The organism is Xanthobacter sp. 126 (assembly GCF_000526175.1).
GTDB classification, from domain to species: Bacteria; Pseudomonadota; Alphaproteobacteria; order Rhizobiales; family Xanthobacteraceae; genus Xanthobacter; species Xanthobacter aminoxidans.
This window is the reverse complement of record NZ_JAFO01000001.1, coordinates 3,649,169-3,674,545: the sequence shown is the minus strand read 5'-3', so window position 1 is coordinate 3,674,545 and position 25,377 is coordinate 3,649,169. Positions and strand designations below refer to the sequence as shown.

Genomic DNA, 25,377 nt, shown 5'->3' with positions numbered 1-25,377 from the left:
GCGCCGGGCACCCGCATCCTCTCCCGACCATGGGAGGCGCCGGGCATGAACGACATGAGCCATCCGATCGCCCGCCTCGGCAGCGCCGTCGCCGCCGGGCTGATCGGCCACGAGGCGCTGGTGGAGCGGCTGCTGATCGCCCTGCTGGTCGGCGGCCATGTGCTGATCGAGGGGCCGCCGGGCATCGCCAAGACCCGCGCCGTCAAGCGCCTCGCCGCCAGCCTACCGGGAAGCCACGCCCGCATCCAGTGCACGCCGGACCTTCTGCCCTCGGACCTGACGGGCACCCAGGTATTCCGGCCGGAGACCGGACGCTTCGATTTCGTCGCCGGCCCGTTGTTCCATGCGCTCGTCCTGGTGGACGAGATCAACCGGGCGCCGCCCAAGGTGCAGTCGGCGCTGCTGGAAGCCATGGCCGAGGGGCAGGTGACTTCCTCGGGCGTCACCCGCCCGCTGCCGCAGCCCTTCATGGTGGTGGCGACCCAGAACCCCATCGAGCACGAGGGCACCTTTCCCCTGCCCGAAGCCCAGATGGACCGCTTCCTGCTCCACCTGTCCCTCGGACTGCCCCACGCCGAGCAGGAGCGCGCGATCCTCGATCTCGTCGCCGCAGAGCGGATCGCGGGTCCGGCACAGGCGGAGGCCGCGCTGTCGCAGGACACGCTGGCGCAGGCCAAGGCCGAGGTCGCGACCGTCCATCTCGCCCCGGCGCTGAAGGATTTCATCGTCCGGCTGGTGATGGCCTCGCGGCCCGGTGGCGTGGTTGCCGAATGGGTGGAACACCCGGTCTCGCCGCGCGGCACGCTGGCGCTGGCCGCGGCGGCGCAGGCCCTCGCCTGGCTGAAGGGGCGCGACTACGGCCTGCCCGAGGATGTCATCGCTCTCGCGCCCGACGCGCTGGCCCATCGGCTGGTGCCGACCTGGGCTGCCGTCGGCGAGGGGCGCACCGGCCGCAGTCTCGTCGCCGACATCCTGAAGGCGGTGGAGCCATGGTGACGGCGGCGCTCGATGCGCCCGGCATCCGGCTCGTCGCGGCGGAACTGCTGGCGCTGCGCGACACGCGCCTGCCGCGCGCCCGCCATCGCCCGGTGACGCGGCGCCCCGGCGCCGTGCAGGGGCGCCCGGCCGGCTCCGGCATGGACCTTCGGGAGATCCGCGCCTTCGCCGAAGGCGACGACTTCCGGCGGATCGATCCCGCCGCCACCGCCCGCACCGGGGCGCCACACATCCGCAGCTTCCATGAGGAGCGCGACGACACGGTGCTGCTGATCGCCGATTTCCGGCCGGCCATGCTCTGGGGCACCGGGGACAGCCTGCGCTCGGTGCGCGCCGCCCGCGTTCTGGCGCGGCGCGGCTGGCAGGCGGCGGCGCGCCGCGCCGTCCTCGCCGCCATCAGCCTCGATGCGTCCGGCGTTGCCGTCGCGGCCGCGGGCGCCGGGGTGGCGCAGATGGGCCGCATCAGCCGCATGCTGGCCGACAGCCACGACCGCGCGCTCGCGGCGGGCCGGAGGGGAGACGGGGCGACGTCTCTGCGCGAGGTGCTGGCGCGGGCGGTGGCCATGGTCCCGTCGGGCGCGGAGGTGCTCATCGCCACCGGTCCGGGTGGCATCCGGCCGGCCGACGAGGCGGCTCTGGCGCGCCTCGCGCGTCAGCGGCGGGTGCGCGTGCTGCTTCCGCTCGATCCGCTCGACGTGGCGCCGCCCGCCGCGCCTTTGCCGATCCATGCCGGGCCGGAGCGGCGGCTGGCGCGGCTCCGCCCGTTCGATCCCGCACCGCTGGCCGACCGGATGGCCGGCCTGAATGTCAGCCTCGAGGTGATCCCGGATGACGCAGGCTGAGCTGATCGCCGCCTTGCCGGAAGGGCGCCTGCCGCCCGCCCTGATGGCGCTCCATGCGACCGACCTTGTCGCTTTGTTCGGCCTCGGCCTGCTCCTCGGCGCGCTGTGCTGCGCCCTCGTGCTGCCGCTCCTCGCGCGGCCTGTCCCGCTCCGCGCACAGCTCCGGGCGATGCGCTCCCTTGAGCCCGAGGCGCGGCTGCTCGCCATCGCCCGCATCCTCGGCCGCCTGCCAGACGAACTGCGCGCCGCCGCCTACGGCGCCGCCCCGCCGCCCGGCGCCGAGGCCATCGAGCGCATCGCGCTGAAGGCGAGGCGCGCGCGCCGATGAGCCTCGCCTTTCCCCTCGTCCTGCTGCTCCTGCCGCTGCCGTGGCTGGTCCGCTACGTCCTCGCGGCGCGGGCGCCGGCGATGGCTTCGCTGGCCGTCGATGCCACCGCCTTTGCCTCTGCCGCCCTGTCCGGCCTGCGCCATGACCCCGTCGCGGCCCTGCTGCGCGCGGGGGTCTGGATCGCCCTGGTCCTGGCGCTGGCCGGGCCGCGCGTCGCCACGCCCGTGAGCCTTCCCACCGCGTCCGGCCGGGAGATCATCCTCGCCCTCGACCTGTCGGGGAGCATGGCGAAGACGGATTTCGTGCTCGACGGCCGGCCGCTGTCGCGGCTCGACGCGGTCAAGGCGGTCGCGGCGCGCTTCATTGCCGGCCGGCAGGGCGACAGGATCGGCCTCGTCGTCTTCGGCGACCGGGCCTATGTGGCGCAGCCGCCCACCTTCGACGTGGCTTCCACGGCCCGCGCCGTGGATACGCTGCAGATCGGCATCTCCGGCCTGTCCACGGCGATTTCCGAGGGGCTCGGCCTCGCGGTGCGCCGCCTTTCCCGCAGCGATGGCAGGTCCAAGGCGGTGATCCTGCTCTCGGACGGGATCGACACCTCGGGCAAGGTGCAGGCGAGCGACGCGGCGCAGCTTGCGGCCCGCCACGGCATCCGCGTGCACACCATCGCCCTCGGACCGGAGGATCTGGAGAGCCAGCCGGGCGCCAGCGATGCGGTGGACGTCGCCGGTCTCAGGGCCACTGCCGCGGCCGGCGGCGGGGCGAGTTTCCGGGTGCGCACCCTCGACGATCTGGTGGACGTGGCCGCGACCCTCGACCGGCTGGAGCCGAACCCCATGCGGCGCCCCCCGACCCTGTACTGGCGCTCCCTCTGGATGTGGCCCGCGGCGGCGGCGCTCGTCCTCGCCGCGCTGCTGGCCCTGCTGCCGGCCATGGGGCGGCGTTCATGAGCGGCTTCGTCCTGCTCCGCCCCTGGTGGCTCGCCGCTTTGCCGCTCCTCGCCGCGCTGGCCGTCTGGCTGTGGCGGCGCGGCCCCGTGGCGGGCGGCTGGGGGCGGGTGATGACGCCCGCCATGCTGGCGGCCATGCGCACCCTCGGCCATCTGCGCCGGGACGATGCCGGTGCCAGCCTGATGCCGGTGGCGGCGGCGGCACTGGTCGGCCTCGGCCTTGCGGGGCCTGCGATCCCGCGCGCGGACGCCCCGCAATTCGCCGGGGCCGGGGCGGTGCTGGTGGCCATCGGCCTGACGCCCGGCGTCGCCGGAGCGGCTCTGGCCGATGCGCAGGCCGCCGCCGCCGGTATCATGGCTGCCGCGGCCGGGCGGCCGGTGGGCCTCATCCTCTATTCCGACGAGGCCTATGACGTGGCGGCACCGACGGGCGATCCCGCGGTGCTGGAGAGCCTGATCGCCGTGCTTGGCCCCGACACCATGCCGAGCAGCGGCGCCCGGCCGGCCGCCGCGTTGCGGCTCGCCCGCCGCATGCTGGAGGGGACGCCGGACGCCGATCTCGTGCTGATCTCGGACGGCAGCGGCCTCGATGCGGCCGCGCGCGCCGAAGCGGCGCGGCTCGCCACGGGCGGGGTCCGCCTCTTCACTCTTGCCCTCGGTGTGGGGAGCGACGGAGGGGCCTCGTTGGAGGCGCTGGGCGTCGCATCCGCGCCGGCCCGCGCGCCCCGGCCGGTCATCGACCGCCTGTCCGGTTCGGTGGCGCTCGCGCGTGACGGGCGGGCGGCGGGGCTTGCGTTCGAGGATCTCGGCCCGCTGGTCGCGGCGCTCGCGCTCGTCCCGTTTCTCTCCCTGTTCCGGAGGCGCGCATGAGCGGCCTCTCCCCGGCACGGCGCATCCTCCTCATGGCGGCAGCGGGCCTCGTCTGCCTCATGCTTGCGGGGCCGCCCTCCCTTGCGCGGCTCGCCTTCTGGGCCGGGGCGCCGGGGACGGCGCGCTGGCAGGATGATGCCGCCGCACGGGGCATCGCCTTCTACCGGGCGGGTGACTACCCCGCCGCGGACGCGGCCTTCGTGGAGGCAGGCCGCAGCGAGACCTTCAACCGCGCCCTGACCCTCGCGGCGACCGGCCGATACGCGCTGTCCGTCGCCTATCTCGACGCCGTGCTGTTCGTGGACCCGGCGGACACCGAGGCGCGCCGGCTGCGCGGGATCATCGACGCGCTGGCGCCCAAGACGCTGGGCGCCAGCGTCGTCCGCGGCCATATCCCGGCTGCTGTGGGAACCGCATCCGCGAACAAGGGCGACGGCGTGGTGGCGACCCCCGACCCGGAGTTGAAGAAGCCCATCGAGGCGCGCGGCATCGTCGCCTCCGATGCCTGGCTCGACACCATCGCCGACGATCCCGGCGCGTACCTGCGCCTGCGCCTGCGCAAGGAGTTCGAGCGCCGCGCCGCCCTGGGCCTGATCGGGCGGGATGGAGACGCACAATGAGGCTACGCCGTGCGCTTTGCCTCCTGCTCCTCCTGTGCCCCCCGGCCGGCGCCGCGCGGGCCGAGAGCCTGCGGCTGGTCATCCCCGAGATGCGGCCGGTGGCGGGCGAGATGATCCCCATTGTCGTGCGCGGCGAATACGAGCGGCAGATCACGCTGGAAAAGCTGAGCTTTCCCGGTTCTCCCGACTATGACTGGATGCAGCTCGCCCGCGACCAGTGGCGAACGGAGCAGGTGGAGGGGCGGTCCGTCCGGGTGTTCGAGCGCCGCATCGCGCTGTTCCCGCGCCACGCGGGTCCCCTCACCATCGGGCCGGTGACGCACCGGCTGACCGTGGTGGGCACCGATGCGCCGCGGGAGGAATTGCCGGTCACGGCGGAGCCCGTGACTGTGGGGGTGGCCCCGTTCCCGGTCGAGGGGGCGACGCTCGCGGCGCGCAGCCTCAGCGTCACCGACGTGCTGTCCGCCGAACCCGGCAAGCTGCGCGACGGGGAAACCCTCGTCCGCCGCGTCACCATCGAGGCGGTTGGGGCGCCCTCGCATCTGGTGCCGCCGCGCCCCATCGTGCGCGCGCCCTGGCTTATCAGCTTCGCGGCGCCGGAGGCGCGCACGCAGCGCCTGACGCCAGACGGCCCGGTCACGACGGTGACATGGGAATGGCACCTGCGGCCGAGCACCGGCGATCCCGCCGTGCTTCCGGCCATCGCCATCCCCTGGTTTGACACCGAAGCACGGCAGATGCGCACGGCGGAGATCCCGGCGATCCCCTTCGGCTATGCCAGCATCTATGCCGGGGTCGGCGGCACCGGGCATCTGCCCGCCGGGCAGGTGCGGGTCGTGGTGCTGGCCGTCACGGGTGGGCTGATGGCGGGATGTGTGCTGGTCCTCGCGGGCCTCGGGCCGCGCCGGCGGGACGACGCGTTGAGGGCGCTCGGGCGGCTCTCGCCAGTGGACCCTACCCGTATCGCCGTGCGCCGGGCGGTGCGGACCGGCGAGCCATTCGCGCTCCGCCGCGCGGTGGAGCGTCACCTGCGCCGGTGGCGCGCACTCGGACTGCCGGTGAGCGGGCAAGAGACGGCCAGCCTCGACGCGCGCCTCTACGGGCGGGGCGGAGATTCAGTGCCGTTCGACGCCGAGGCCGAGGCGAAGGCGATCCTTCGGGCGGTCGATGGGCTCAGGAGGCGGAGCGGCAGGTAGGGCGGTGCACGGCTCAAGGCCGCGCCACACGCACAACCTGCCCCCAGCGGCACGACGCGGTGCCGGATGCATCCATTCATGGCTGATGACTGGAAATTTCGTGCCTCAGCTGCTGTTCCAGGGCGCCGCAGCCAGTTTTGCAGCGTCAGTCCGGACGCCTTGCCGCACCGCGCATTTTCCGCTTGACCGCGCCGGCGCCGGGCGCGATAGGCGGCGTCACCGGATGCTTGGGAGATGGAGCGTGCCCGTTCGCGGGTTCATCGAAGACTCCACCGTCAGGCCGGCCGGATTTCTTGAAAGCAATCGGGTGATGGACAGTTCCAGTCGATCTAGCTCGAGCCCGCCCGCGGCCACGCGGACCTGACCTTTCGCGTCCGGTTCACCGTCCCGCCGGCAGGCTCCGGGACAAGAGGTGAGCCATGCGGGCGCTGTATTTCCGCAGACCTATCGCGTTCTCTCATCGTAACGAGGACGGCGATCGAAGCCGATGCGCGCACAGGCGCAGGCCTGGCACCCATCCTGGCTGACCACAGCCCCATCGCGGCGCCGTCACTGTGGCGTCGCATGGCCGTGCTCCGCTGCACGGCCTCGGGCAGGCGGTTCCTGCTGTCCCGGCAGGACAGGGTGAGCCCCAGTCCCATGCGAAACCTCCCGGCACCGGCTGCCCGTCGGCGCCGTAAATTCCCAATCGCATTCGGATCTGTCGTCATGACGATGCAGCACCCGGCCCTGGAAGCGGGCCGTCGGCGGCGCTTCGCGCCGAACCTGTGGGATGCGCTGGCCTTCGGCCTGCTGTTCGGCGCGCTCATCCTGATCGTGCATGGCGGGCAGGGCACACTCGTGCCCCTCGCGGCCTTGAACCAGACGCCCGTCTCCCTCGATCCCGCCCAGCTGCCGGAATATGCGCTGCGCACCACGCTGCGCATGCTGGCGGCCATCCTCGCCTCGCTGGTCTTCACCTTCCTCTACGGCGCGCTGGCAGCCAAGAGCCGGCGGGCGGAGATGGTGCTCATCCCCATGCTGGACATCCTCCAGTCGGTGCCGGTGCTGGGCTTCCTGTCCTTCACCGTGGTGGGCTTCATGTCCCTCTTCCCGGGGAAGGTGCTGGGGGTGGAACTGGCGGCCATCTTCGCCATCTTCACCAGCCAGGCCTGGAACATGACCTTCAGCTTCTACCAGTCGTTGAAGACGGTGCCGCGCGACCTCGACGAGGCCACCCGCTCCTTCCGCCTCACCGGCTGGCAGCGCTTCTGGCGGCTGGAAGTGCCCTTCTCCATGCCGGGACTGGTGTGGAACACCATGATGTCCATGTCCGGGGGGTGGTTCTTCGTGGTGGCGTCGGAGGCCATCTCGGTGGGCGACACCACCATCACCCTGCCGGGGGTGGGCTCCTACGTGGCCCTCGCCATCAAGGAGCAGAATCTGCCGGCGGTGGGCTGGGCTGTGCTGGCCATGCTGGCCGTCATCCTCATCTACGACCAGCTGCTGTTCCGCCCGCTGGTGGCGTGGGCCGACAAGTTCCGGGTGGAGACCTCCGCCAGCGGGGCCGCGCCTTCCTCCTGGCTGCTCTCGGCGGCCCGGCGCACCCGCCTGTTCCAGCGCCTGTTGGGGCCGCTGGGCGCGCTGCTGTCCGCGGTCCCGCGCCAGCGCCTCGCCCTTCCGGTCGCGGTGCCGGGGGACGCCCGCCGCGCCTTGTCCAGCCCGCTCTCCGACAAGGTGTGGCTCGCGCTGGTGCTGGCGGTGACGGCCTATTGCCTGTGGACCATCGTCACCTTCGTCGCCACCGAGCTGACCTGGCCGGAGGTGGCGCAGGCCTTCGGCCTCGGGGTGCTGACCATGCTGCGGGTGATCGTGCTGATCGCCCTCGCCACCCTTATCTGGGTGCCCATCGGGGTGTGGATCGGCCTCCGGCCGGCCTGGGCCGAGCGGGTGCAGCCGCTGGCGCAGTTCCTCGCTGCCTTCCCGGCCAACATCATCTTCCCGTTCGCGGTGGTGGCCATCGTCCGGCTCGGCCTCGACCCGGACATCTGGCTGTCGCCGCTGATGGTGCTCGGCACCCAGTGGTACATCCTGTTCAACGTGGTGGCGGGGGCGAGCGCCTTCCCCAACGATTTGAGGGAGGCGGCGGGCACCTTCCGCATCCGCGGCTGGAGCTGGTGGAAGAAGGTGATGCTGCCGGGGATCTTCCCCTATTACGTCACCGGCGCCATCACCGCGAGCGGAGGCTCCTGGAACGCCTCCATCGTCGCCGAGGTGGCGAGCTGGGGTGACACCACGCTGCGCGCCCACGGCATCGGCGCCTATATCGCCGATGCCACTGCCGCGGGCGACTATCCGCGCATCGTGCTCGGCATCGCGGTGATGTCGATCTTCGTGATCCTGTTCAACCGACTGCTCTGGCGTCCGCTCTATGTCTTCGCCGGCCGCCGTCTGCGCCTCGACTGATGGAGGATGAGATGCCCCTGATGGAACACCACGCCTCTGTCGTCGACAGCGAAAAGAAAACCCTCGTCTCCGCCTCGGGCGTCCGGCAGATCTACCACAAGGGCGAGAATGCCGACCTGCTGGTGCTGGATGACGTGTCGCTCACCATCAATGAGGGCGAAGTGGTGGGGCTTCTGGGCCGCTCGGGCTCGGGCAAATCCACGCTCCTGCGCATCATCTCCGGCCTGGTGAAGCCCACCACCGGCCGCGTGGAATGGTGCGGCAAGCCCGTCACCGGCCCGTGCGAGGGCCTCTCCATGGTGTTCCAGAGCTTCGCGCTGTTTCCCTGGCTCACCGTTCTGGAGAATGTGGAGGTGGGTCTCGACGCCATCGGCGTGCCGGCGGCGGAAGGCCGGCGCCGGGCGCTCGCGGCCATCGACCTCATCGGCCTCGACGGCTTCGAGAGCGCCTATCCCAAGGAGCTGTCCGGCGGCATGCGCCAGCGCGTGGGCTTCGCCCGCGCCCTGGTGGTGCACCCGCGCCTGATGCTCATGGACGAGCCGTTCTCCGCGCTCGACGTGCTGACCGCCGAGACGCTGCGCACCGACCTGATCGACCTGTGGATCGAGGGGCGGCTGCCCATCAAGTCCATCCTCATGGTCACGCACAACATCGAGGAAGCGGTGCTCATGTGCGACCGCATCCTGATCTTCTCCTCCAATCCCGGCCGGGTGGCGGCGGAGATCAAGATCGACCTGCCGCATCCGCGCGCGCGGCTCGACCCGGTGTTCCGCGCCATCGTGGATGACATCTATGGCCGCATGACCCAGCGGACGCCGCTGGAAAAGAGCGAACCCAGGCACGAAGGCGCCGGCATCGCGGGCATCGGCACCGCTCTGCCCAACATCTCCACCAACCTCCTCTCGGGCCTGATGGAGACGCTGGCCGCCCCGCCCTACAACGGCAGGGCCGATCTCCCCGTTCTCGCAGCCGCCTTGCAGATGGAGGTGGACGAGTTGTTCCCCATTGTCGAGACGCTGCAGCTGCTGCGGTTCGCGGGGGTGGAAGCGGGCGACGTGACGCTGTCGGAGGCCGGCCGGCACTTTGCCGAATCCGAGGTGGATGCCCGCAAGCGCCTGTTCGCGGATCACCTGATGGCCTACGTGCCGCTGGCCGGCCTCATCCGTCGGGTGCTGGACGAGCGGCCGACCCACCGCGCGCCCTTCACCCGCTTCAGCGAGGAGCTGGAGGACCACATGTCCGAGGACTTCGCCGAAACGACCCTGCGTGCGCTCATAACCTGGGGCCGCTATGGCGAGCTGTTCGGCTATGACGAGCACGCCGGCCAATTCAATCTGGAAAACCCGACCTGACGGACCCGCGATAGGGACATCGACGCGAGTGGTCGGCCGGCCTGGCCTCCCCCGAGGCCGGCCGATGGATCTATTTCACTCCCTGGATTGGATCCGGATGGCCGTCTATGCGCATCTGGAACACGAAATACGTGGGTGAGCAGAAGCCGTTGTCCCGCGCCACCGGGGCGCCACCGGGAATGTTCGGCGGCAGGGCCTGGCACATGAAGTCTTCGCGGCAGAAGCGGCCCGGGCCACAGCTCGGCCGGTTGCCTCGGACCACGCTTGCATCCATGCATTTGGCGAAGTTGTCGGTTGCGACACACAAGTCGAACGCCTTGCCGCCGACCAGGGCGCAGATTTCCGGCGGTGCCTGGCCCGCCGTGAATCCCGAGAACGCGCGCTCGGCCGGCGTGCACTGGCGATAGGCCGCGCCGCCCGGAACGCCGAGTTTTGCCGGCCGGCAATTGTAGGCGGTGGGCGAGACCGTCGCCGACTGGCTGTTGATCTGCCGGAGGACGCGGAACCGATCGAGATAGGGCGCCCTGCCGGGCACGATCTCGCCGGAGAGGCAGGCCATGCCGGAGACGATGCCATTGTTGCGGCCCTTGTCCTGCCTCGGCATGCACTGGCCGGTCTCCACCGGCAGGCGGGGATTGCGGGCGATGGCCTCGCAGGAGAACGCCCCGCCGCAGCTCCATCCGTCCTTGAAGGGCGCCGGCTCCCTGGGCAGCAGGCATGCCATGGTGGCGGCCGCCGGCATCGGCGCATGCGGGGTCGCGCCGGTCCACGAGGCCGGCGGCGCGATGGAGAGCGGCCGGAAGACGTCGGGGGCTCGCCCCTCCGCTAGCGCGGCATGATAGGCGCGCCGTCGCGCATCCTCGGCGTAAAGATGGGGCGAGATGGGCACCTTCACCACGTTGAAGGGGGAGGCGTCCGGCTCGTCATGGCCGATCAGATGGAAGCCCGCCGTCGCCGCGCCCTGATGGCAGCCGGTGCAGGTTCCGTCATCGAGCCGCCCGATCAGCCCGGCCGGGGAGGCCACATAGCCGAGATCCGCATAGGGCAGGCCGGCAAAATCCGTTGGCGTGAACAGGCTGGCGAAGGGATGGTTGGCGGTCCGCGCGCTGCCGAAGGTGGAGAAGGAGAGGGCCTTGTCGGCCAGGAACTCGTCCGGGATCTGGTACACGCCCCGGTCGATCTCAGGCAGGTGGGCGCGCAGATAGTCCACCAGACGCGCCTTCAATGCGGCATCGGCGCCGAGCCGCGCCACGTCCGGCGTGTTCTCCAGCGGCTTTGGAATGGCGCGGTCGCCTTCAATGCGGAACACCCGCATGAGATAGATGGCCTGCCCGCCGAGCTCGGTTTCCATGCCGGACGGCAGGCGGACCACCTGGGCGTTGATCTCGATCTGTCGCAAGGCGAGGCCCGCGAGCGGCCCGGTCGCCAGCCAGTTCGCCGTCTCGGCCGCGTCCATATCGGGGTGCGGCGGCGTCCAGGCGCGGGCGAGGTCGGGGCAGGGGACCCCGGCCGCGGCCGGCACGTCGAACACCACGTTGATGTTCACCGGCAGACGCGAGGCATAGACAAGGGCCCCCCGGCGGAAGCGATAGGCGAGGCGATAGATGAGGCGCGCCTCGCCGCAGGACGGCCGGGATGTCAGCGCGGTGAAATCGCGCCGGTCGGTGCGGTTGACCACGCCGACGAGGCGGAAGCTGGCCAAAGGCGAGGCGAGCCAGCGCAGGTCGATGATCCGGCCCACATTGTCGTCGGTGACCTCGAACAGCGGGCGCTTGTTGGCCGCCATCTCCGTCCGCAGCGCCTTCACGTCGTCGCCGAGTTGGCGGGAGAGGTCGCCATAGAGCGGGCTGCGGGCCTTCAACGCATCGAGCGTTGCCGCGCCGGGCGCGCCCATGAGCGCGGCGAACGACCAGCCCTTGGCCTCGACCATGCTCAGGGCAGGCCGATCCAGCACCATCCGCACGGGCTCCGGCGACGTTGACGTCGATGCCTTCTGTGTCTCGGCCACACCAGGCATGGCGGCGAGCACCGCAGCCAGCGCGCCCGCAAGGACTGCGCGGTACCGGCGCGGTGGTCGCATGGGGGGAGGCGCCATGCGTTGGATGAGATCCGGTCCCTGTCCCTCCCGCATCTGAGCCTCCGTCTCGTGTCCTGTCCCTATGGGACGGGATTCCGAGCATATAGGGAAGCCTCGACGACAGCCGGCCGCGATCGATGATCCGCGCGCAATCCGGTCTCAGACGTCACGCGCCGTGCCGGTGCCTGTGGTGGATATCGGGGTAGTGGGGATGCCGGTGCACCATGGGCGTGTGCCGGTGCCGATGGGTGTGCGGCTCGTCGGCCGGGATGCCCGCATCGTGGGCGTGCTGGTGGTGCGCGTCGTGGCGGTGGCGGTGCTCGTGCTCCAGAGCTTCGTGGGCGTGCTCGTGCTCATGCTGCTCGGAGAGGTGGAGCCAGAGGCCGAGCGCCATGAAGAGGCCCGCGATCACGAGCTGGGGCGTAAGGGCCTCGCCGAGCAGCGCGATGGCGAGGAGCGCGCCCACGAACGGCGCGAGCGAGAAATAGGCGCCGGTGCGCGCGGTGCCGAGATGGCGCAGCGCGAGCACGAACAGGGCGAGGCTGACCCCATAGCCGAAGAAGCCGACCACGGCAGCCGCGGCCACGGCCCCTGCCGAAGGGAAGGCCGCTCCGTGGCCGAGCGCGATCACCAGGTTGATGGTTCCGGCGATCAGGCCCTTCAGCATGGCGATCTGCACGGGATCGGCAGAGGAGAGCTTGCGGGTGAGGTTGTTGTCGATGCCCCAGCACAGGCAGGCGCCGGCGATCAGCACGGCGCCGAGGTCGAGCGTCGCCCGGCCCTGCCATGACAGCAGCGCCACGCCGGCGAGGATGGCGAGCGCGCCCAGAAGGAGGCGCCTGTCCACATTCTCGCGGAAGGCGATCCAGGCGATGGCCATGGTCGCCACACCTTCCAGGTTGAGGAGAAGGGATGCGCTCGCGCCGTCGGTCCGGGCGAGGCCGAACATGAGCAGCAGCGGGCCGAGGACGCCGCCGGCAAGGATCACCAGCGCGAGCCACGGCACGTCGGTCCGCCGCAGCGGCGCCTCCACCGCCGGCAGCCGGAGCGCGGCCCGGGACAGATGCACGGCGGCGAGGCCCGCACCTGCCCCGAGGTAGAGCAGGCCGGCCATCATCCACGGATCGATGGCGCCAAGGAGCAGCTTGGCGAGCGGCGTGCTTGCGCCGAACAGGCCGGCCGAGACGAGTGCGAAGACAATTCCGGTGTTCATGGCCGCCTCCCTTGGGAGTATTTCTATCCGCTGGGGCGGGATATGAAACGGTTGGCGCCGATGCTCCACAATGCACACAGGGACCTTCCGGGAGGCGTGCTCGGTGATGAAGGGGCGCCAGCGGCGTACTGAGTGAGACCGGCTCAAGGCCGGCGCTGCTCCGTCGCCGTCAGGTCACCCTCTTCCGCCGCACCATGCGATTCAATATGCCGCCGAACCGCAGGCACCACGACAGCGTCGCACCATTGTGTGACGGCACGAAGCCGAGGGAGGCGACCAGCGCCGTCATCAGCACCGGGCGCAGGCGCGTCAGCGCCCCCTCCCGGACGGCAGTGACGATGTCGCGCCCCTCCGCCCGCAGCTTCTGGATGAAGGCGATGATGACGAGGCCGTTCAGCACCGCCACGCCGGACAAGGCGATGAAGCCGATGCCGGCGCTGATGGAGAGCGGCAGCCCGCGCAGGATCAGCGCCGCGATGCCGCCGGTGAGCGCCAGCGGCACCCCGGAGAACACCAGCGCCGCATCGGCCATGGAGCCGAAGCTCATGAACAGCAGCAGGAAGATAAGCAGCAGGGCGATGGGCACCACGATGGCGAGGCGTTGCGTCGCCGACACGAGCTGCTCGAACTGTCCGCCCCAGCCGATCCAGTAGCCCGTAGGCAGCCGCACCTTCCCGGCCGCCTGCCGCTGGGCCTCGGAGACGAAGGAGCCGAGGTCCCGCTCACGCACGTTGGCGCTCACCACGATGCGCCGCTTGCCGTCCTCCCGGCTGATCTGATTGGGGCCGGGCGACACCGAGAGGCTGGCGATGGCTGAAAGCGGCACATCACGGATCTGCCCCGCGGCGGCCGGTGTCCAGGCGGCGCGCACCGCCTGCTCCGGCGCCGCCTGGACACCGGCAGGGGGATCGGCAGATCCCGCAGCGCCTCCACGTCCGTGCGCAGGTTCTCCGGCAGGCGGACGATGATGTCGAAGCGCCGGTCGCCCTCGAACAGGACACCGGCCTCGCGCCCGCCGACCGCGATCTCGACCAGCTCCTGCACCTCCGCCACGCTCACGCCGTAGCGCGCCATGGCCGGGCGGTTCAGCGCCACGGTGAGCATGGGCAGGCCGGAGACCTGTTCGCTCTTCACGTCGGCCGCGCCGGGGACGGCGCGCATGACCGCCTCCACCTGCCCGGCCACCTGGAGCAGCGTGTCGAGAACATCGCCGAAGATCTTCACGCCCACGTCGGAGCGGATGCCCGAGATCAGCTCGTTGAACCGCAGCTGGATGGGTTGCGAGAGCTCGTAATTGCTGCCCGCCACCTGTTCGGCCGCCTTCTCGATGTCCTCCATCACCGCGCTCTTGGCCTTGCCGGGGTCCGGCCATTCGGCGCGGGGCTTCAGCATCACGTAGCCGTCCGAGATGGAGGGCGGCATGGGGTCGGTCGCGACCTCCGCCGTCCCGGTGCGGGCGAACACCTCCCGCACCTCCGGCACCCCGAGCAGGGCCTTCTCCAGCGCCTGCTGCATCTCCAGCGACTGGGTCAGGCTGGTGCCGGGCACCCGGAGGGCCTGGATGGCGGCATCGCCCTCGTCCAGGCTCGGGATGAACTCGCCCCCCATGCGAGAGGCGGCGACGCCCGACGCGATCACCAGCGCCGCCGCACCGACGGCCACGAGGGCGCGCAGGTTGATGGCGGCGTCCAGCAGCGGCGTGTAAACGCGCCGCGCCGCCCGCATTATGAAGTTCTCGTGCTCCGAGACCTTGCCCGTGACGAGCAGCGCCACCGCCGCCGGCACGAAGGTCATGGAGAACAGCGCCGCCGCCCCAGCGCCATCAGCACCGTGATGGCCATGGGCGTGAACATCTTGCCCTCGACCCCGGTGAGGGTCAGCACGGGCAGATAGACGACGGCGATGATGAGGGTGCCGGACAGGCTCGGCCGGATCACCTCCTTCGAGCCCGCGAGGATGGTCTCGAAGCGCTCCGCGCGCGTCAGCAGGCGGCCGCGCCGGTGCTGCTCCTCGGCGAGCAGGCGCAGGCAGTTCTCCACGATGATCACCGCGCCATCGATGATGATGCCGAAGTCGATGGCGCCGAGGCTCATGAGATTGGCGCTGACCTTGTTCTCCACCATGCCGGTGATGATGAGCATCATGGAGAGCGGGATGACGCAGGCCGTCACCAGCGCCGCGCGGAAATTGCCGAGCAGTACGAACAGCACCACCACCACGAAGAGCGCGCCTTCCAGCAGGTTCTTCTCCACCGTGGCGATGGTGGCTTCCACCAGGTGCGCCCGGTCATAGACGGCGCGGGCGACAACGCCCTCCGGCAGGGAGCGGGAAATCTGCTCCAGCCGCGCCGCCACGCGCTGGGCGACGGTGCGGCTGTTCTCGCCGATGAGCAGCATGGTGGTGCCGAGCACCACCTCCTCGCCGTTCAGTGTCGCGGCGCCGGTGCGCAGCTCCCGGCCCTCGCGCACCTCGGAGACGTCGCCGATGCGGATGGGCGTGCCGCCCTTCGAACCAATGACGATCTCGCGGATGTCCTCGGCGCCGGCCACCTGACCCGGCGTGCGCACCAGATACTGCTCGCCGTTGCGCTCGATATAGCCCGCGCCGACATTGGCGTTGTTGGCGGCGAGCGCGGTCATCACGTCCCGGAACGAGATGGAATAGGCCATCAGCCGGGCGGGATCTGGCAGCACGTGGAACTGCTTCTCGTAGCCGCCGATGGTGTTGACCTCCACCACCCCCGGCACGGTGCGCAGCTGGGGCTTGATGATCCAGTCCTGGATCGTGCGCAGCTCCGTGGGGGTGAAGGGCGTGCCGTCCGCCTTCTTCGCGCCGGGCTTCGCCTCCACCGTGTACATGTAGATTTCGCCGAGGCCGGTGGAAATCGGCCCCGGTGCGGTCTCGACGCCCTGCGGGAGCTGGTCCTTCGCCTGCTGGATGCGCTCGTTCACCAGCTGGCGGGCGAAGTAGGTGTCGGTCCCGTCGCGGAACACCACGGTGACCTGCGAGAGCCCGTAGCGCGAGAGGGAACGCGTGTACTGGAGCCCCGGCAGGCCTCCCATGGCGGTCTCGATGGGGAAGGTGATGCGCTGCTCCACCTCCAGCGGGGAAAAGCCCGGCGCCTGGGTGTTGATCTGCACCTGGACGTTGGTGATGTCCGGCACCGCATCGATGGGCAGGCGGGTGAAGTTCCACGCGCCGAACGCGCCCACCATCAGGCAGGCGAGAACCACCAGCCAGCGCTGGCGGATGGAGAAGGCGAGGATGGCGTCGATCATCGCGCGCCCTCCCGCATTTCGGCTGCCGGCGTGCCGGCCTCGCGGATGCGGACGATGCGTTCCACGGCCGAGACGAAGATCACCCCGTCGCCGCGCCGCCCGGTCCAGCCAGCGTCCGCCAGCGTGCGCACGATCAGGTCCACCGCCGCGGCGCGGCAGACGATCTCGATGCGGATGTGGCGCTGGTACGCGAGGTCGTATTGGCTCGCGACATAGGTTCCTCCCGCGCCGCGGCCGCGGCCGCGGCCGCGCGCCTCGACGATGGAGAAGCCACCCGGGCGCGGGAGATTTCGGACGGTGACGATGCGCCCGCCTCCACCCGCTGCTGAAGGAGCGGGGAGAGGCGGCCGATGGCCTCGGCCTGGGCCTGGAGGATGTTGACCCGCTGCTGCGCGCCGAGGACGCCGGCGAAGGCAGCCGTCGTCTCCGCCAGCACCTGCAGGCGGATGGCCTCGCGCTCCCAGCGGGCGATGCCGACGCCGGCCCCGGAGGCCGCCATGCGGGCCTCCCGCTTGCCGCCCAGCTCGACCAACTGGCTGATCTGAAGCGTCTGCTCCGCAAGGTCCAGCCCCTGGTAGGGTCCGGACCCGAACGCGTTGTCCACCTCCAGCGAGAGGTTCGGGTTCGGCAGCGCGGCGGCCTGCCGGTCGCGGCCGGCGGCCATGCCGATGTCACGCTCGGCGGCGGTCAGCCGCGGATTGGCTGCGAGCGCGCTCGCAAGGGCACTGGTAAGGGTCAGCGGGCGTTGGGTCTCCGCGCGGCCGGGCAGAGCGGAAAGCAGCGCGAATGCTGCCCCGAGCGCGAGCGCGAGAGCCTGCCCGTTTGCACGGGGCGGCATGATCTGATCCGGATTCTGATTGCGATGGGCCGATGCAGCGCAGCGGCATGCGAAGAGAAGGGATCAGGCGCGCGGGGGGCGGGGGTCGGCGGGAACGGCGCGGCCGGAGCCGAGCGCCGGGATGGTGGTGCCCGTCACCGCCACCACCTCGGCCAAACGGGGGGCATCGGCAGCGGGGAGGAGCACGGCTGCGCAGCCATGGCAGTCATGGTCTGCGGAGGTAACGACATGCTTCGTCTGGGCGTCGCCATTCTTGGCGCTGTCGACGGCCACATCCTTTGCAGCCGCGAGCGGAAGGGCGGCCTCCGCACCAGCCACGGCCGCAGCGAAGGCGGGGCTGTCCAGATCGTCCGAATGATGGGTGACGAGCCCGGCGGTGACGGGGGCCGCAACCATGGACAGCACGACGCAGGCCGCGATCAGCCGGCGCAGCGCCAGCGACCACAAACGTGCAAAATGCCATCCCGAGGTTGGGAGCATGGCGAGGAGAGGGTCCAACGCCGCCCGGAATGTCAAGCACGGCGATAAGGCGAAGTCGCCTCATGGTCAGCGGACGTCTTGACGATCAGGATGGCTGCCAAAGGCCGGAGCGCTTCGGCCCAACATGCCAACAGTCGAGATGCCCCTCAAAGCATCTCAGGGGGCTCGACCTGCACCCGGCGTGGATACTCTTGTTCTTGGACCTGTTCCTGGTCCTGTTCCTGGACCCGATCGTCAGGGTGTGGCGCCGGTGGTTCGGCGTCTGACGCTTGGTCACCATCGAACGCCGTCCCGGCCGGTGATAGCCTCCCGTCTCCACCTGTGGGAGGGAATCATGAAGACGCTCGCAATCGCGCTCACCCTGCTGTCGTTTTCGGCCGTCGCCGCCTCGGCGGACACTTGCGTCGCCAATGCCGATGCGCAGAAGCTCGCCGGCGCGGCCCGCACCAGCTTCCTCACCAAGTGCCAGAAGGACGCGACGGCGGCCTGCAACACCCAGGCGACCGACAAGAAGCTCCGTGGTGCCGCCCAGACCAGCTTCACCACGAAGTGCGTCAAGGATGCCGTCGGACAGTAGACGCCGCAGGGGCGCGCCCGGTGGGCTCATCGCCAACGGTTCAAGAGCCACAGCGCGCCCCAGGATCCCAAGAGCGTGAGGGCCATTTGGCCGGAAAGCGCGATGGCCATCCTGGCTCCGCCGGCTGCGGCCAGTGACGACGCTCCGTCCATGAACGGAAGGAGCAGCGCCACCATCACGCCGCCGGCGAGTGGAGCGATCAGCAACGCGCCCGCGAACGAGACTACGATGTTGACGATCCAGCCGAGGACGCCCCGTCGCTTCGTCCATGCCTCATGGATCGCGACCGCCAGCGAACCCAGGATTACAGCGGCCGCGATGACCAGCGCGCCGCCAACGCTATCCATTGGTATGGCGCCGCTCCACTGCAGCAGCAGAACGCCTCCGACCGCTATCAGCACAATGTAAGTCATGAACGTTCGCCCCAGCCGTGCAGATCGTGCTCAAGAGCGCTTCTGATGTTGCGGCTACGTATGGGCACTCGTTCCCACGCCGCCGTCAATGCGCGGCGCAGCGTGAGCCGGCCTCGCCACGAGGGACGAGACGGACGCGATGGTGCAGTGATTTCTACGCCGTCGCCGCAGCCCCGTCGCCTTGTCGAGGGCGGCGTCCGGCGTCTTCCGGTCCCAGCGCTTGGTATCAAAGATCGGGCTGGGCATGACGCCGGCCGCCTACCAGCGATAGTTCAGGGATGCGTAGATGGTGCGTCGGGTGCCGTAGATGACAGAGTTGGCGTAGAAGCCCGCGGTATAATACTCCATGTTAAAAAGGTTGGTGCCCGAAAGCGAGAAGGTGGCACCGCGCAGTTGCTCATTGAGCTTGCCGAGGTCGTAGCGGAGCGAGGCGTCCACCAGCGTATAGCCGGGAATGGCGACCTGGCCGCCGTTGGTCTCGTTCATCACCGCCCAGGAACTGCCCACGTAGCGCAAGCCGGCGCCGATGCCGAGCCCGTCCAGCGCGCCCTCGCGGAACGTATAGTAGGCCCAGAGGGCGGCGCTGTTGTGCGGCACGCCTGACGGCGCGGTGCCCACCTTGCTGATGCCCGCCTCGTTGGGGTTGGCCTGCGTCACCACCGCGTCGAGATAGGTATAGGAGGCAATGATATCGAGATTGGCGGTGATATTGGCCTTCGCCTCCAGCTCGATGCCGCGCGAGCGGACCTCGCCGTCCTGCACCGAGTAGCCCACGTTGACGGGATCCGTGGTGAGCACGTTCTGCTGGGTGATCTGGAAGACGGATGCCGTGAACAGGGCCCGCCAGCCCTGCGGCTCATACTTGATGCCGGCCTCGTACTGCTCGCCGGTCGTCGGCTTGAAGGACTGGCCCCGGAAGTCCGTCCCGGCCACCGGCAGGAAGGAGGTCGCGTAGCTGGCGTAGGGCATCACGCCGTTGTCGAACTTGTATCCAAGACCGGCACGCCACGTGAAAGCAGAATAATTGGCCGCCGCGATTTGGTCCGTGAGGCCGGAGTCCGCGAGGAGGGTGCGGGAATAATAGTTGGCCTCTTCGTTGCGCACCCAATCCTGACGCCCGCTCAAGGTGAGCAGCCAGTTGTTGAGGGTCACCTGGTCCTGCGCGTAGACGCCGATCTGGGAGATGGTGCTCTCGCTGTCCGACCAGGGACGACCGAATGTGTAGATGAAGTTGTAGTTCGGCGCGAAAATGTTGATGGAGTTGTAATTGGTGGAGTTCGTGCGGGTTTCGGTCGAGTTGTACCACCCCCCGTCGATGCCGATCAGGATCTTGTGTGTCAGCGGCCCAGTCTGAAAATCGCGGGAGAGGTGGGTGTCGATGAGGAAGCTGTCCGCCACCTTGGGCCGCAATTGAACGCCCACATTGTAGTATTTGTTGTCGACCACCGCGATGGGCCAGTCCCAGCCCCAGGCGGAGTTATAGTCCACATCGGCGTGAGCGTACCGGGCATTCTGGACCAATTGCCAGTCATTCTCGAACCTGTGCTTGAATTCGTAGCCGACGGAGGTGTTCTCGACGTTCCAGCTGGTCAGTCCGGGGGCGCCGAGATAGAGGCTGGGCGAGATCTTCGGCCCCAGCGGGAAAAGGCTGTTGGCCATGGGAATGCTCTGCTCGGAGCCGCCCTTTTCCGTCTTCTGGTAATTGGCGAGAAGGGTAAGCGATGTATTGGCGTTCGGCTGCCATGTGACGGCAGGTGCGATGTAGATGCGGTTGTCGGGGGAATAGTCGATCTGGGTGCCGCTGTCCCGGACCAGGCCGGTGAGGCGATAGAGCCAGGTTCCGTCTTCGGTCGCCGGTCCGCCGATGTCGAAGGCGCCCTGGATGCGGTCGTAACTTCCGCCGAGAATCTCGATCTCGTGCAGCGGCGTGGATGTCGGGCGCTTGGTGACAGCATCGATGATGCCGCCCGGCGTGCCGGCGCCGTAAAGAGCCGAGGCCGGCCCCTTCAACACGTCCAGGCGCTGGAGGCCATAGACCTCGATGTCGGCGTCATAATTATTGAAGCCGTTGCGCAGGCCGTCGCGGAAATTGGCATTCTGGTCGATCGCGCGGAAACCGCGAATGTAGATGTCCGGCATGCCTTGGCCGCCGGGATAGTCCACCGCCCGCACGCCCGGCGTGTAAGCCACGGCGGAATTGAAGTCCTGCACGCCGCGCTGGTCCATTTCCGCCCGCGTCACCACGCTGATGGATTGCGGGGTGTCGATGAGGGGCGTCTCGGTCTTGGTTCCGGCCGAGGTCTCCAGCGCCACCACCTGCTGGGTGTCCTCGCCCTGCACATCCACCATGCCGAGCCATGCCTCGCCGGCCCCTGTCGCGCCCTGCGCCTGAGGCGCCGTGATGGTCACCGTGTTGGCGCTTGTGAAGCGGTAGACGAGGCCGGTGCCTGCCAGCAGGCGCGCCAGTCCGGCATCGCGCGAATAGGTGCCGGTCAACCCGGGCGTGCGGCGCCCAGCCACCAGACCAGACGGGAACAGCAGGCGTACGCCGGCTTTGTCGGCGAAGGTCGTGAGCGCGCTGCCGAGATCCTGCGCAGGGATACTGAAGGCGATGCCGGGGGGCGCCTCGCCAGACTGCGCACGACTGGCCGAGGCTGTCGCGACCAGGGCGCAGATGGCCGCACCCGTCAGCCATGCCGTTCGTGTCAACGCTCCGCGCGCCCGTCGCCGGGCGCCATTCCCAACCGCCGCCATCGTCTCTCTCCTTGAGGCCGGCCCGCCAGCACGCCGCCGTTCAGGACCTTCAAGGACAAGGACGAAGCCAGCCCGGCGACCTTGCACCGGTGCGGGCGACTTTTTTCCAATCAGAGGATGACGTTGATCAGCGGCAGGCGCACGACCCGCACCGGGAGCGTCTGCTCGATGGTTTCCAGCACGGCACTGGGGTCGTCCAACTCGAACACCCCCGTCACTTCCAGGCTCTTGAGGCGGTTGCCGGCGATGATGATGCGCGCGTGGGTGTGACGCTGAAGCTCTGCCACCACCTCCACCAGGGGGCGGCGATCGAAGATGAGCTTCCCGCGCCGCCAGGCGGTTGCGGCATCCGCATTCACCGCCTGCGGACCGATGACGCGGCCGCGTCCGTCGTAGCGCAGGCTCTGGTCGGCGCGCAGGATGGCACCTACTCCGCCGGTTGCCGTCGCCACGGCGACGACGCCCTCCATCACCGTCACAACCACGCCATCGGGCCGGATGTCCACGTCGAAGGCTGTGCCTATGGCTCGGGTCCGCCCATCCCCCGCGGTGACGACGAACGGCCGCGCCGGATCGCGCGCCACGGTAAACATGGCCTGCCCGGACAGCAGTCTCACACCCCGCTCCGTTGCACTGAAATCGAGCGCCAGCGCCGTACTGGCATTGAGCAGGACGCGCGAGCCGTCCGGCAGTTCGGTTGTCCGCACCTCGTTGACGCCGGTCGCGACATCCGCTGCGAGGCGATCGCGGACGGTGCCGGCTGCAAGCGCACCGAGGCCCAGGGCGGTGAAGGCGCCGCCGCCGATCAACGCGCGGCGCGTGATCTTCTCCCGCGACGCTTTGCGCTTCGCGTCCCGGGCCAGGACGCCAGCACCGCCGAGCCCATGCCAGAGCGCCTCGGCTTCCCGCGCTGCCGCCTCGTTCTCGGGATTTTCCGCGCGCCAGCGGGCGAAGGCCCGGGCTTCCGCTTCCGCCTCCGGCGCTCCCGAATGCATACGCACGACCCATTCAATGGCGCGATCGCTCGCCGCGATGGAGGGGCGGGCGACCGCTGCGGAGGACTGGGGCGGCGTGTGCGTCATGCGGGTATGTCTCAACGAACCCTTGAGGTTAGCCCAATGCCCTCAGGCGGTCGCGGCAGTGACGCAGAGCCTGCACCAGATATTTTGCGACCATGCTTTCGGAGACTTTCAGGTGCGCCGCGACCTCGGCATGGGTCCGCCCGTCGCAGCGGCTCAGCAGCAGGGCGGCGCGAGGCTTCGGCGCCAACTCGGCAAGGGCGGCCACCAGCACCCGCAATTCGTCGCGGTGCAGGGCATAGGCCTCGGGGGAGGGGGCGGCGTCGGCAATCTCGCGCAGGACGGTCTCGTTGCTGATCTGTCGGGCGACATGACGGCGTTCGCGCCGCAACAGATCGATGGCAATGTTCCCCGCAATGCGCAGCAGGAAAGCGTGGCAGTCGCGCACCTCCGCCCGCGCCTGCCCCATGCCGGCGAGCCGCAGCCAGGTCTCCTGGAGCGCCTCCTCGGCAAGGTCTCGCGAACCCACGCGCCTGCTGAGGTGCCCGCGCAGGTCGTGCCATTGGCGCATGTAAGCCAGCATCAGATCGCCGGCGGCATCAGGTCTCGCAGTCATCGTGGTGGGGCAGGAGAAATATTTGAATTGAGTATGGAGGAGGTATCCGTTCTGACCTGAGGGATCAATCACGTTGATTTGGAACTATAATAAATAGTCGCTCAAAACTGATGGAGGATGGTCGAGAGGAGAGATGTTTGCATTCAGATAATAATTTGAATTATTCGAATATGGGGCGCTTTCCTCCAACCGGATCATCGGTGGCGCGCTCGCGAGTTGAGTTGCCGCGAAATCCCCGGCAGCATTGGCTGTCACCAGCGACGACGGGCTGTCGGACGAGGACGTCGTTGCCGTTCCGCTTCCTCCACTCGTGGAGCGAGTGCTTGGTAGTCCCCAGCCGCCATCGAATCGGTCCGCCAAGCACCAAAGACGGCCGCTGGCGGGCGTCACGAGCGGGTGGAGGCCGCCTCCGTCGGACAGTTTTACGGGGCACGGCTGGGGTTTGGGGGAACGAAAGAGGGCATCAGAACGCGCCAGATTGCTGGCATGCGGATTTGTTGGCACCTGACGATGTCAGCAGATGCGCAAAGGCGGCCTCCGACGGGCGGGGCTTTCAGTCCGTTGATTTTGTTTGAATTATCGACGTCATCAGATAGGGAATTGGTGCCGGGTGAGGGCACCTTAATTTCGCATATCTAGTTGAAAATAGTTATAAATTTCAGTCCTATATCAAGTTGGTGCCAACACAAATGCCAACAAATCGGAGCGATGCTCCTCGATGGCACTATCCGGCGAATCGCCGGGATCTGGCGCGAAGGGACAGAACGACGGCCACTCAGGCCGCCTCCCATATCCGGTTCAAGATCTGCGCGGAGATAGCCTTCTTGTCCACAAGGGCAGTGCCGCCGGGACCGACGGCCGGGCTCACCTAGCCCAGCGCTGCAAGCACCATTCCCGCCAAGCCGCATATCGCAAGGGTGGGAAGCATCCCCAGCCTGAGCCGGAACATGGCGAGCATAGCCATCGCGGAGAGGGCGGCCGCTCGCCAGTCGATGGAAGAAAGCACGGGCAGGTCTGGCCCGATGCCGCGCCAGCCACGCTCCCCACCTGCCGGAAGACGACGTGGATTCGGGAAATACGCGGAGCCCATGTCGTCTTTCTTGGACGTGCGCCTCGCGAGATCGACCGCGAGCCATGCCCATGGCAGTAGGCCCCCATCCAGTCGAGGCGCGCGGAATGCGATGGGGCGAGGCCGAGAGCGTGACGGGGGCATCACGCATATCTCGCCCCATCATCGCCGAGGTCTAATCGCTGCCGGCCGCCTGCGCTCGGCGCGGCTGCTCTTCAGGAAGAAGCGCACCATTTCGCGGCTCGCGTCCGGCCCGTTCGGATCGGTAAAGGATCCCGACGGGCTGCCGCCGGACCAAGCATGACCGGCGCCGTGGAGCACCCAGTTTTCCAGCACCCCATGTCCCGTGGCATCGCTGTGCACTTCCCGGGTGTAAGCCACGCCGCCCGGAGACTGGCCGGAGGTGACCGTCGTCCGGAACTTCATTTCCCCCTGCGCCTGCGCGGCTGCCTGCGCCACCACCTGCGTGCCGTTCACCGGGTGGACCGTCCTGTCGCCGTCACCGTGAAAGACAATGGTGGGCACGACGACCCCATCGCTGCGGTGCGCCGCGGGACTGCCGCCCTGGCGCATCGCTGCGAAGGCGGAAGGCATGTCGCGGGCGGCACCGCACGCCAGTCCGGAATGCACACCGATGGCGCGGAAGAGATCGGGATAGGTCGCGCCCATGATCGCTGCCGTCGCACCCCCGGCGGACAGGCCGGCGGCAAATACCCGGTCCGGGTCGACCGGGAACTCGTCCATGATCTGGCGCGTGATGCCGGCAATCAGCGAGGGCTCGCCCCGGTCGCGCTTCTGATCGCCCGCATTGAACCAGTTCCAGCAGCCGGAGGCGTTGGCATCATGGCTCTGCGCTGGATAAGCGACGATAAAGCCGTGCTCCTCCGCTAGCTCGTTCATGCGCGTGCCGGCCGCGAAGTCGTCCGGGGACTGGGTGCAGCCGTGCAGCATCACCACGAGCGGCACCGCCTCAGCTGCCAGGGTCCGGGGTACATAGAGTTTGTAGGATCGGCGGCCCGCGTGGTTGGCAAAACTGCGTTCCTCGAAGCGGGCACCTTCCGGCACCGGCACCTGCGTGGCCACGCGCGGTCTCCTCGCCTTGAGGCGGGCAGAGGGGCTGGCGTCAAGGACCAGATCCAGCATTCCGTCCAGCCAGGAGGCGGGCCGGGCGGCTACGTGGTCGACGTGGACAGGGCCAGCCGTTGTGGCTGCAGGCGCAGTCCAGGCGCTGCCGGTTTCCGGCGAAGGCGGAACGAGGTCGACGATCGGTGTGCCCGCGTCCGCTTCGGCAGGCCGATCGGTGTCAGGGGAGTTGGAAAGGCCGTCACGCAGGACGGTCATGGCTTCTTCGAGCCGGCCCTGGCGGGTGAGGCGTGTGGCTTCCAACACGTCGATCTTGAATTGTCTGGCCATCTGGTGCGGCTCCACGAGTTCATTCGGGCAAA

General features: G+C 69.2%; 19 protein-coding genes and 2 pseudogenes. 10 read left to right on the top strand and 11 right to left on the bottom strand.

Translation table 11 applies throughout. The annotated features are described in order from the left end of the window. Positions 1-45: 45 nt before the first annotated feature. The 9 genes from XAN126_RS0117485 to XAN126_RS0117445 all read left to right on the top strand — a co-directional run bounded on the left by XAN126_RS0117485 (position 46) and on the right by XAN126_RS0117445 (position 9,598). Positions 46-996, top strand: a complete 951-nt coding sequence (locus XAN126_RS0117485) for a MoxR family ATPase (RefSeq protein ID WP_024279876.1) — start codon at positions 46-48, stop codon at positions 994-996. Further along, positions 990-1,838, top strand: coding sequence for a DUF58 domain-containing protein (locus XAN126_RS0117480; RefSeq protein ID WP_029877331.1), 849 nt, complete (start codon positions 990-992; stop codon positions 1,836-1,838). The genes XAN126_RS0117485 and XAN126_RS0117480 overlap by 7 nt, the downstream gene beginning before the upstream one ends. After that, a complete protein-coding gene (locus tag XAN126_RS0117475) occupies positions 1,825-2,166 on the top strand; it encodes a hypothetical protein (protein ID WP_024279874.1) in 342 nt (113 codons plus the stop codon). The genes XAN126_RS0117480 and XAN126_RS0117475 overlap by 14 nt, the downstream gene beginning before the upstream one ends. Then, on the top strand, positions 2,163-3,116 hold the full coding sequence (locus tag XAN126_RS0117470; protein WP_024279873.1) for a VWA domain-containing protein: 954 nt from the start codon (positions 2,163-2,165) through the stop codon (positions 3,114-3,116). Before XAN126_RS0117475 ends, XAN126_RS0117470 begins: the two co-directional genes overlap by 4 nt. Beyond that, positions 3,113-3,985, top strand: coding sequence for a VWA domain-containing protein (locus XAN126_RS0117465; RefSeq protein ID WP_024279872.1), 873 nt, complete (start codon positions 3,113-3,115; stop codon positions 3,983-3,985). The genes XAN126_RS0117470 and XAN126_RS0117465 overlap by 4 nt, the downstream gene beginning before the upstream one ends. Further along, the gene (locus tag XAN126_RS0117460) at positions 3,982-4,605 is read left to right on the top strand and encodes a hypothetical protein (protein ID WP_024279871.1); all 624 of its coding nucleotides are present in this window, start codon (positions 3,982-3,984) and stop codon (positions 4,603-4,605) included. The genes XAN126_RS0117465 and XAN126_RS0117460 overlap by 4 nt, the downstream gene beginning before the upstream one ends. Then, positions 4,602-5,801, top strand: a complete 1,200-nt coding sequence (locus tag XAN126_RS0117455; protein ID WP_024279870.1) for a BatD family protein — start codon at positions 4,602-4,604, stop codon at positions 5,799-5,801. Before XAN126_RS0117460 ends, XAN126_RS0117455 begins: the two co-directional genes overlap by 4 nt. Before the next feature lie 708 nt (positions 5,802-6,509). Beyond that, positions 6,510-8,246, top strand: coding sequence for an ABC transporter permease subunit (locus XAN126_RS0117450; protein WP_024279869.1), 1,737 nt, complete (start codon positions 6,510-6,512; stop codon positions 8,244-8,246). A 20-nt stretch (positions 8,247-8,266) separates the two neighbouring features. Next, positions 8,267-9,598, top strand: a complete 1,332-nt coding sequence (locus tag XAN126_RS0117445) for a nitrate/sulfonate/bicarbonate ABC transporter ATP-binding protein (RefSeq protein ID WP_029877328.1) — start codon at positions 8,267-8,269, stop codon at positions 9,596-9,598. Between the two features lie 70 nt (positions 9,599-9,668). Here the strand turns inward: XAN126_RS0117445 and XAN126_RS0117440 are convergent, their stop codons facing one another. The 6 genes and pseudogenes from XAN126_RS0117440 to XAN126_RS0117415 all read right to left on the bottom strand — a co-directional run bounded on the left by XAN126_RS0117440 (position 9,669) and on the right by XAN126_RS0117415 (position 17,451). Further along, entirely contained in the window at positions 9,669-11,555 is a 1,887-nt protein-coding gene (locus XAN126_RS0117440) for a hypothetical protein (RefSeq protein WP_051460626.1), read from the bottom strand. 286 nt (positions 11,556-11,841) lie between these two features. Continuing rightward, a complete protein-coding gene (locus tag XAN126_RS0117435; RefSeq protein WP_024279866.1) occupies positions 11,842-12,888 on the bottom strand; it encodes a DMT family transporter in 1,047 nt (348 codons plus the stop codon). Between the two features lie 253 nt (positions 12,889-13,141). Further along, positions 13,142-16,166 (bottom strand): annotated as a pseudogene (locus XAN126_RS26465) (CusA/CzcA family heavy metal efflux RND transporter); the annotation flags it as partial. Beyond that, positions 16,163-16,429 carry a P-II family nitrogen regulator gene (locus XAN126_RS27895; protein WP_245272385.1) on the bottom strand — a complete coding sequence of 89 codons (267 nt, stop codon included), beginning with the start codon at positions 16,427-16,429 and terminating at the stop codon, positions 16,163-16,165. The pseudogene XAN126_RS26465 and the gene XAN126_RS27895, both read right to left, overlap by 4 nt. 20 nt (positions 16,430-16,449) lie before the next feature. After that, positions 16,450-17,004 (bottom strand): annotated as a pseudogene (locus XAN126_RS0117420) (TolC family protein); the annotation flags it as partial. A gap of 63 nt (positions 17,005-17,067) precedes the next feature. Continuing rightward, positions 17,068-17,451: a hypothetical protein gene (locus tag XAN126_RS0117415; RefSeq protein ID WP_024279864.1), complete on the bottom strand. Its 384-nt coding sequence runs from the start codon at positions 17,449-17,451 to the stop codon at positions 17,068-17,070. Between the two features lie 367 nt (positions 17,452-17,818). Here XAN126_RS0117415 and XAN126_RS0117405 point away from each other — a divergent pair, with 367 nt between their 5' ends. Beyond that, positions 17,819-18,061: a hypothetical protein gene (locus tag XAN126_RS0117405; RefSeq protein WP_024279862.1), complete on the top strand. Its 243-nt coding sequence runs from the start codon at positions 17,819-17,821 to the stop codon at positions 18,059-18,061. Positions 18,062-18,087: 26 nt separating this feature from the next. Here XAN126_RS0117405 and XAN126_RS0117400 read toward each other — a convergent pair whose 3' ends face one another. From XAN126_RS0117400 to XAN126_RS0117375, 5 genes are all read right to left on the bottom strand, one after another. Further along, entirely contained in the window at positions 18,088-18,474 is a 387-nt protein-coding gene (locus XAN126_RS0117400) for a hypothetical protein (RefSeq protein ID WP_024279861.1), read from the bottom strand. A 258-nt stretch (positions 18,475-18,732) separates the two neighbouring features. Beyond that, positions 18,733-21,228 (bottom strand): TonB-dependent siderophore receptor, encoded by a 2,496-nt coding sequence (locus tag XAN126_RS0117395; RefSeq protein ID WP_024279860.1) that lies wholly within the window; start codon positions 21,226-21,228, stop codon positions 18,733-18,735. A 110-nt stretch (positions 21,229-21,338) separates the two neighbouring features. Continuing rightward, complete coding sequence (locus XAN126_RS0117390; protein WP_024279859.1) at positions 21,339-22,310, bottom strand: FecR domain-containing protein; 972 nt, start codon at positions 22,308-22,310, stop codon at positions 21,339-21,341. A 28-nt stretch (positions 22,311-22,338) separates the two neighbouring features. Then, on the bottom strand, positions 22,339-22,830 hold the full coding sequence (locus XAN126_RS0117385) for an RNA polymerase sigma factor (protein WP_245272273.1): 492 nt from the start codon (positions 22,828-22,830) through the stop codon (positions 22,339-22,341). Positions 22,831-24,094: 1,264 nt separating this feature from the next. Further along, complete coding sequence (locus XAN126_RS0117375) at positions 24,095-25,345, bottom strand: PHB depolymerase family esterase (RefSeq protein WP_024279857.1); 1,251 nt, start codon at positions 25,343-25,345, stop codon at positions 24,095-24,097. Positions 25,346-25,377 lie beyond the last annotated feature (32 nt).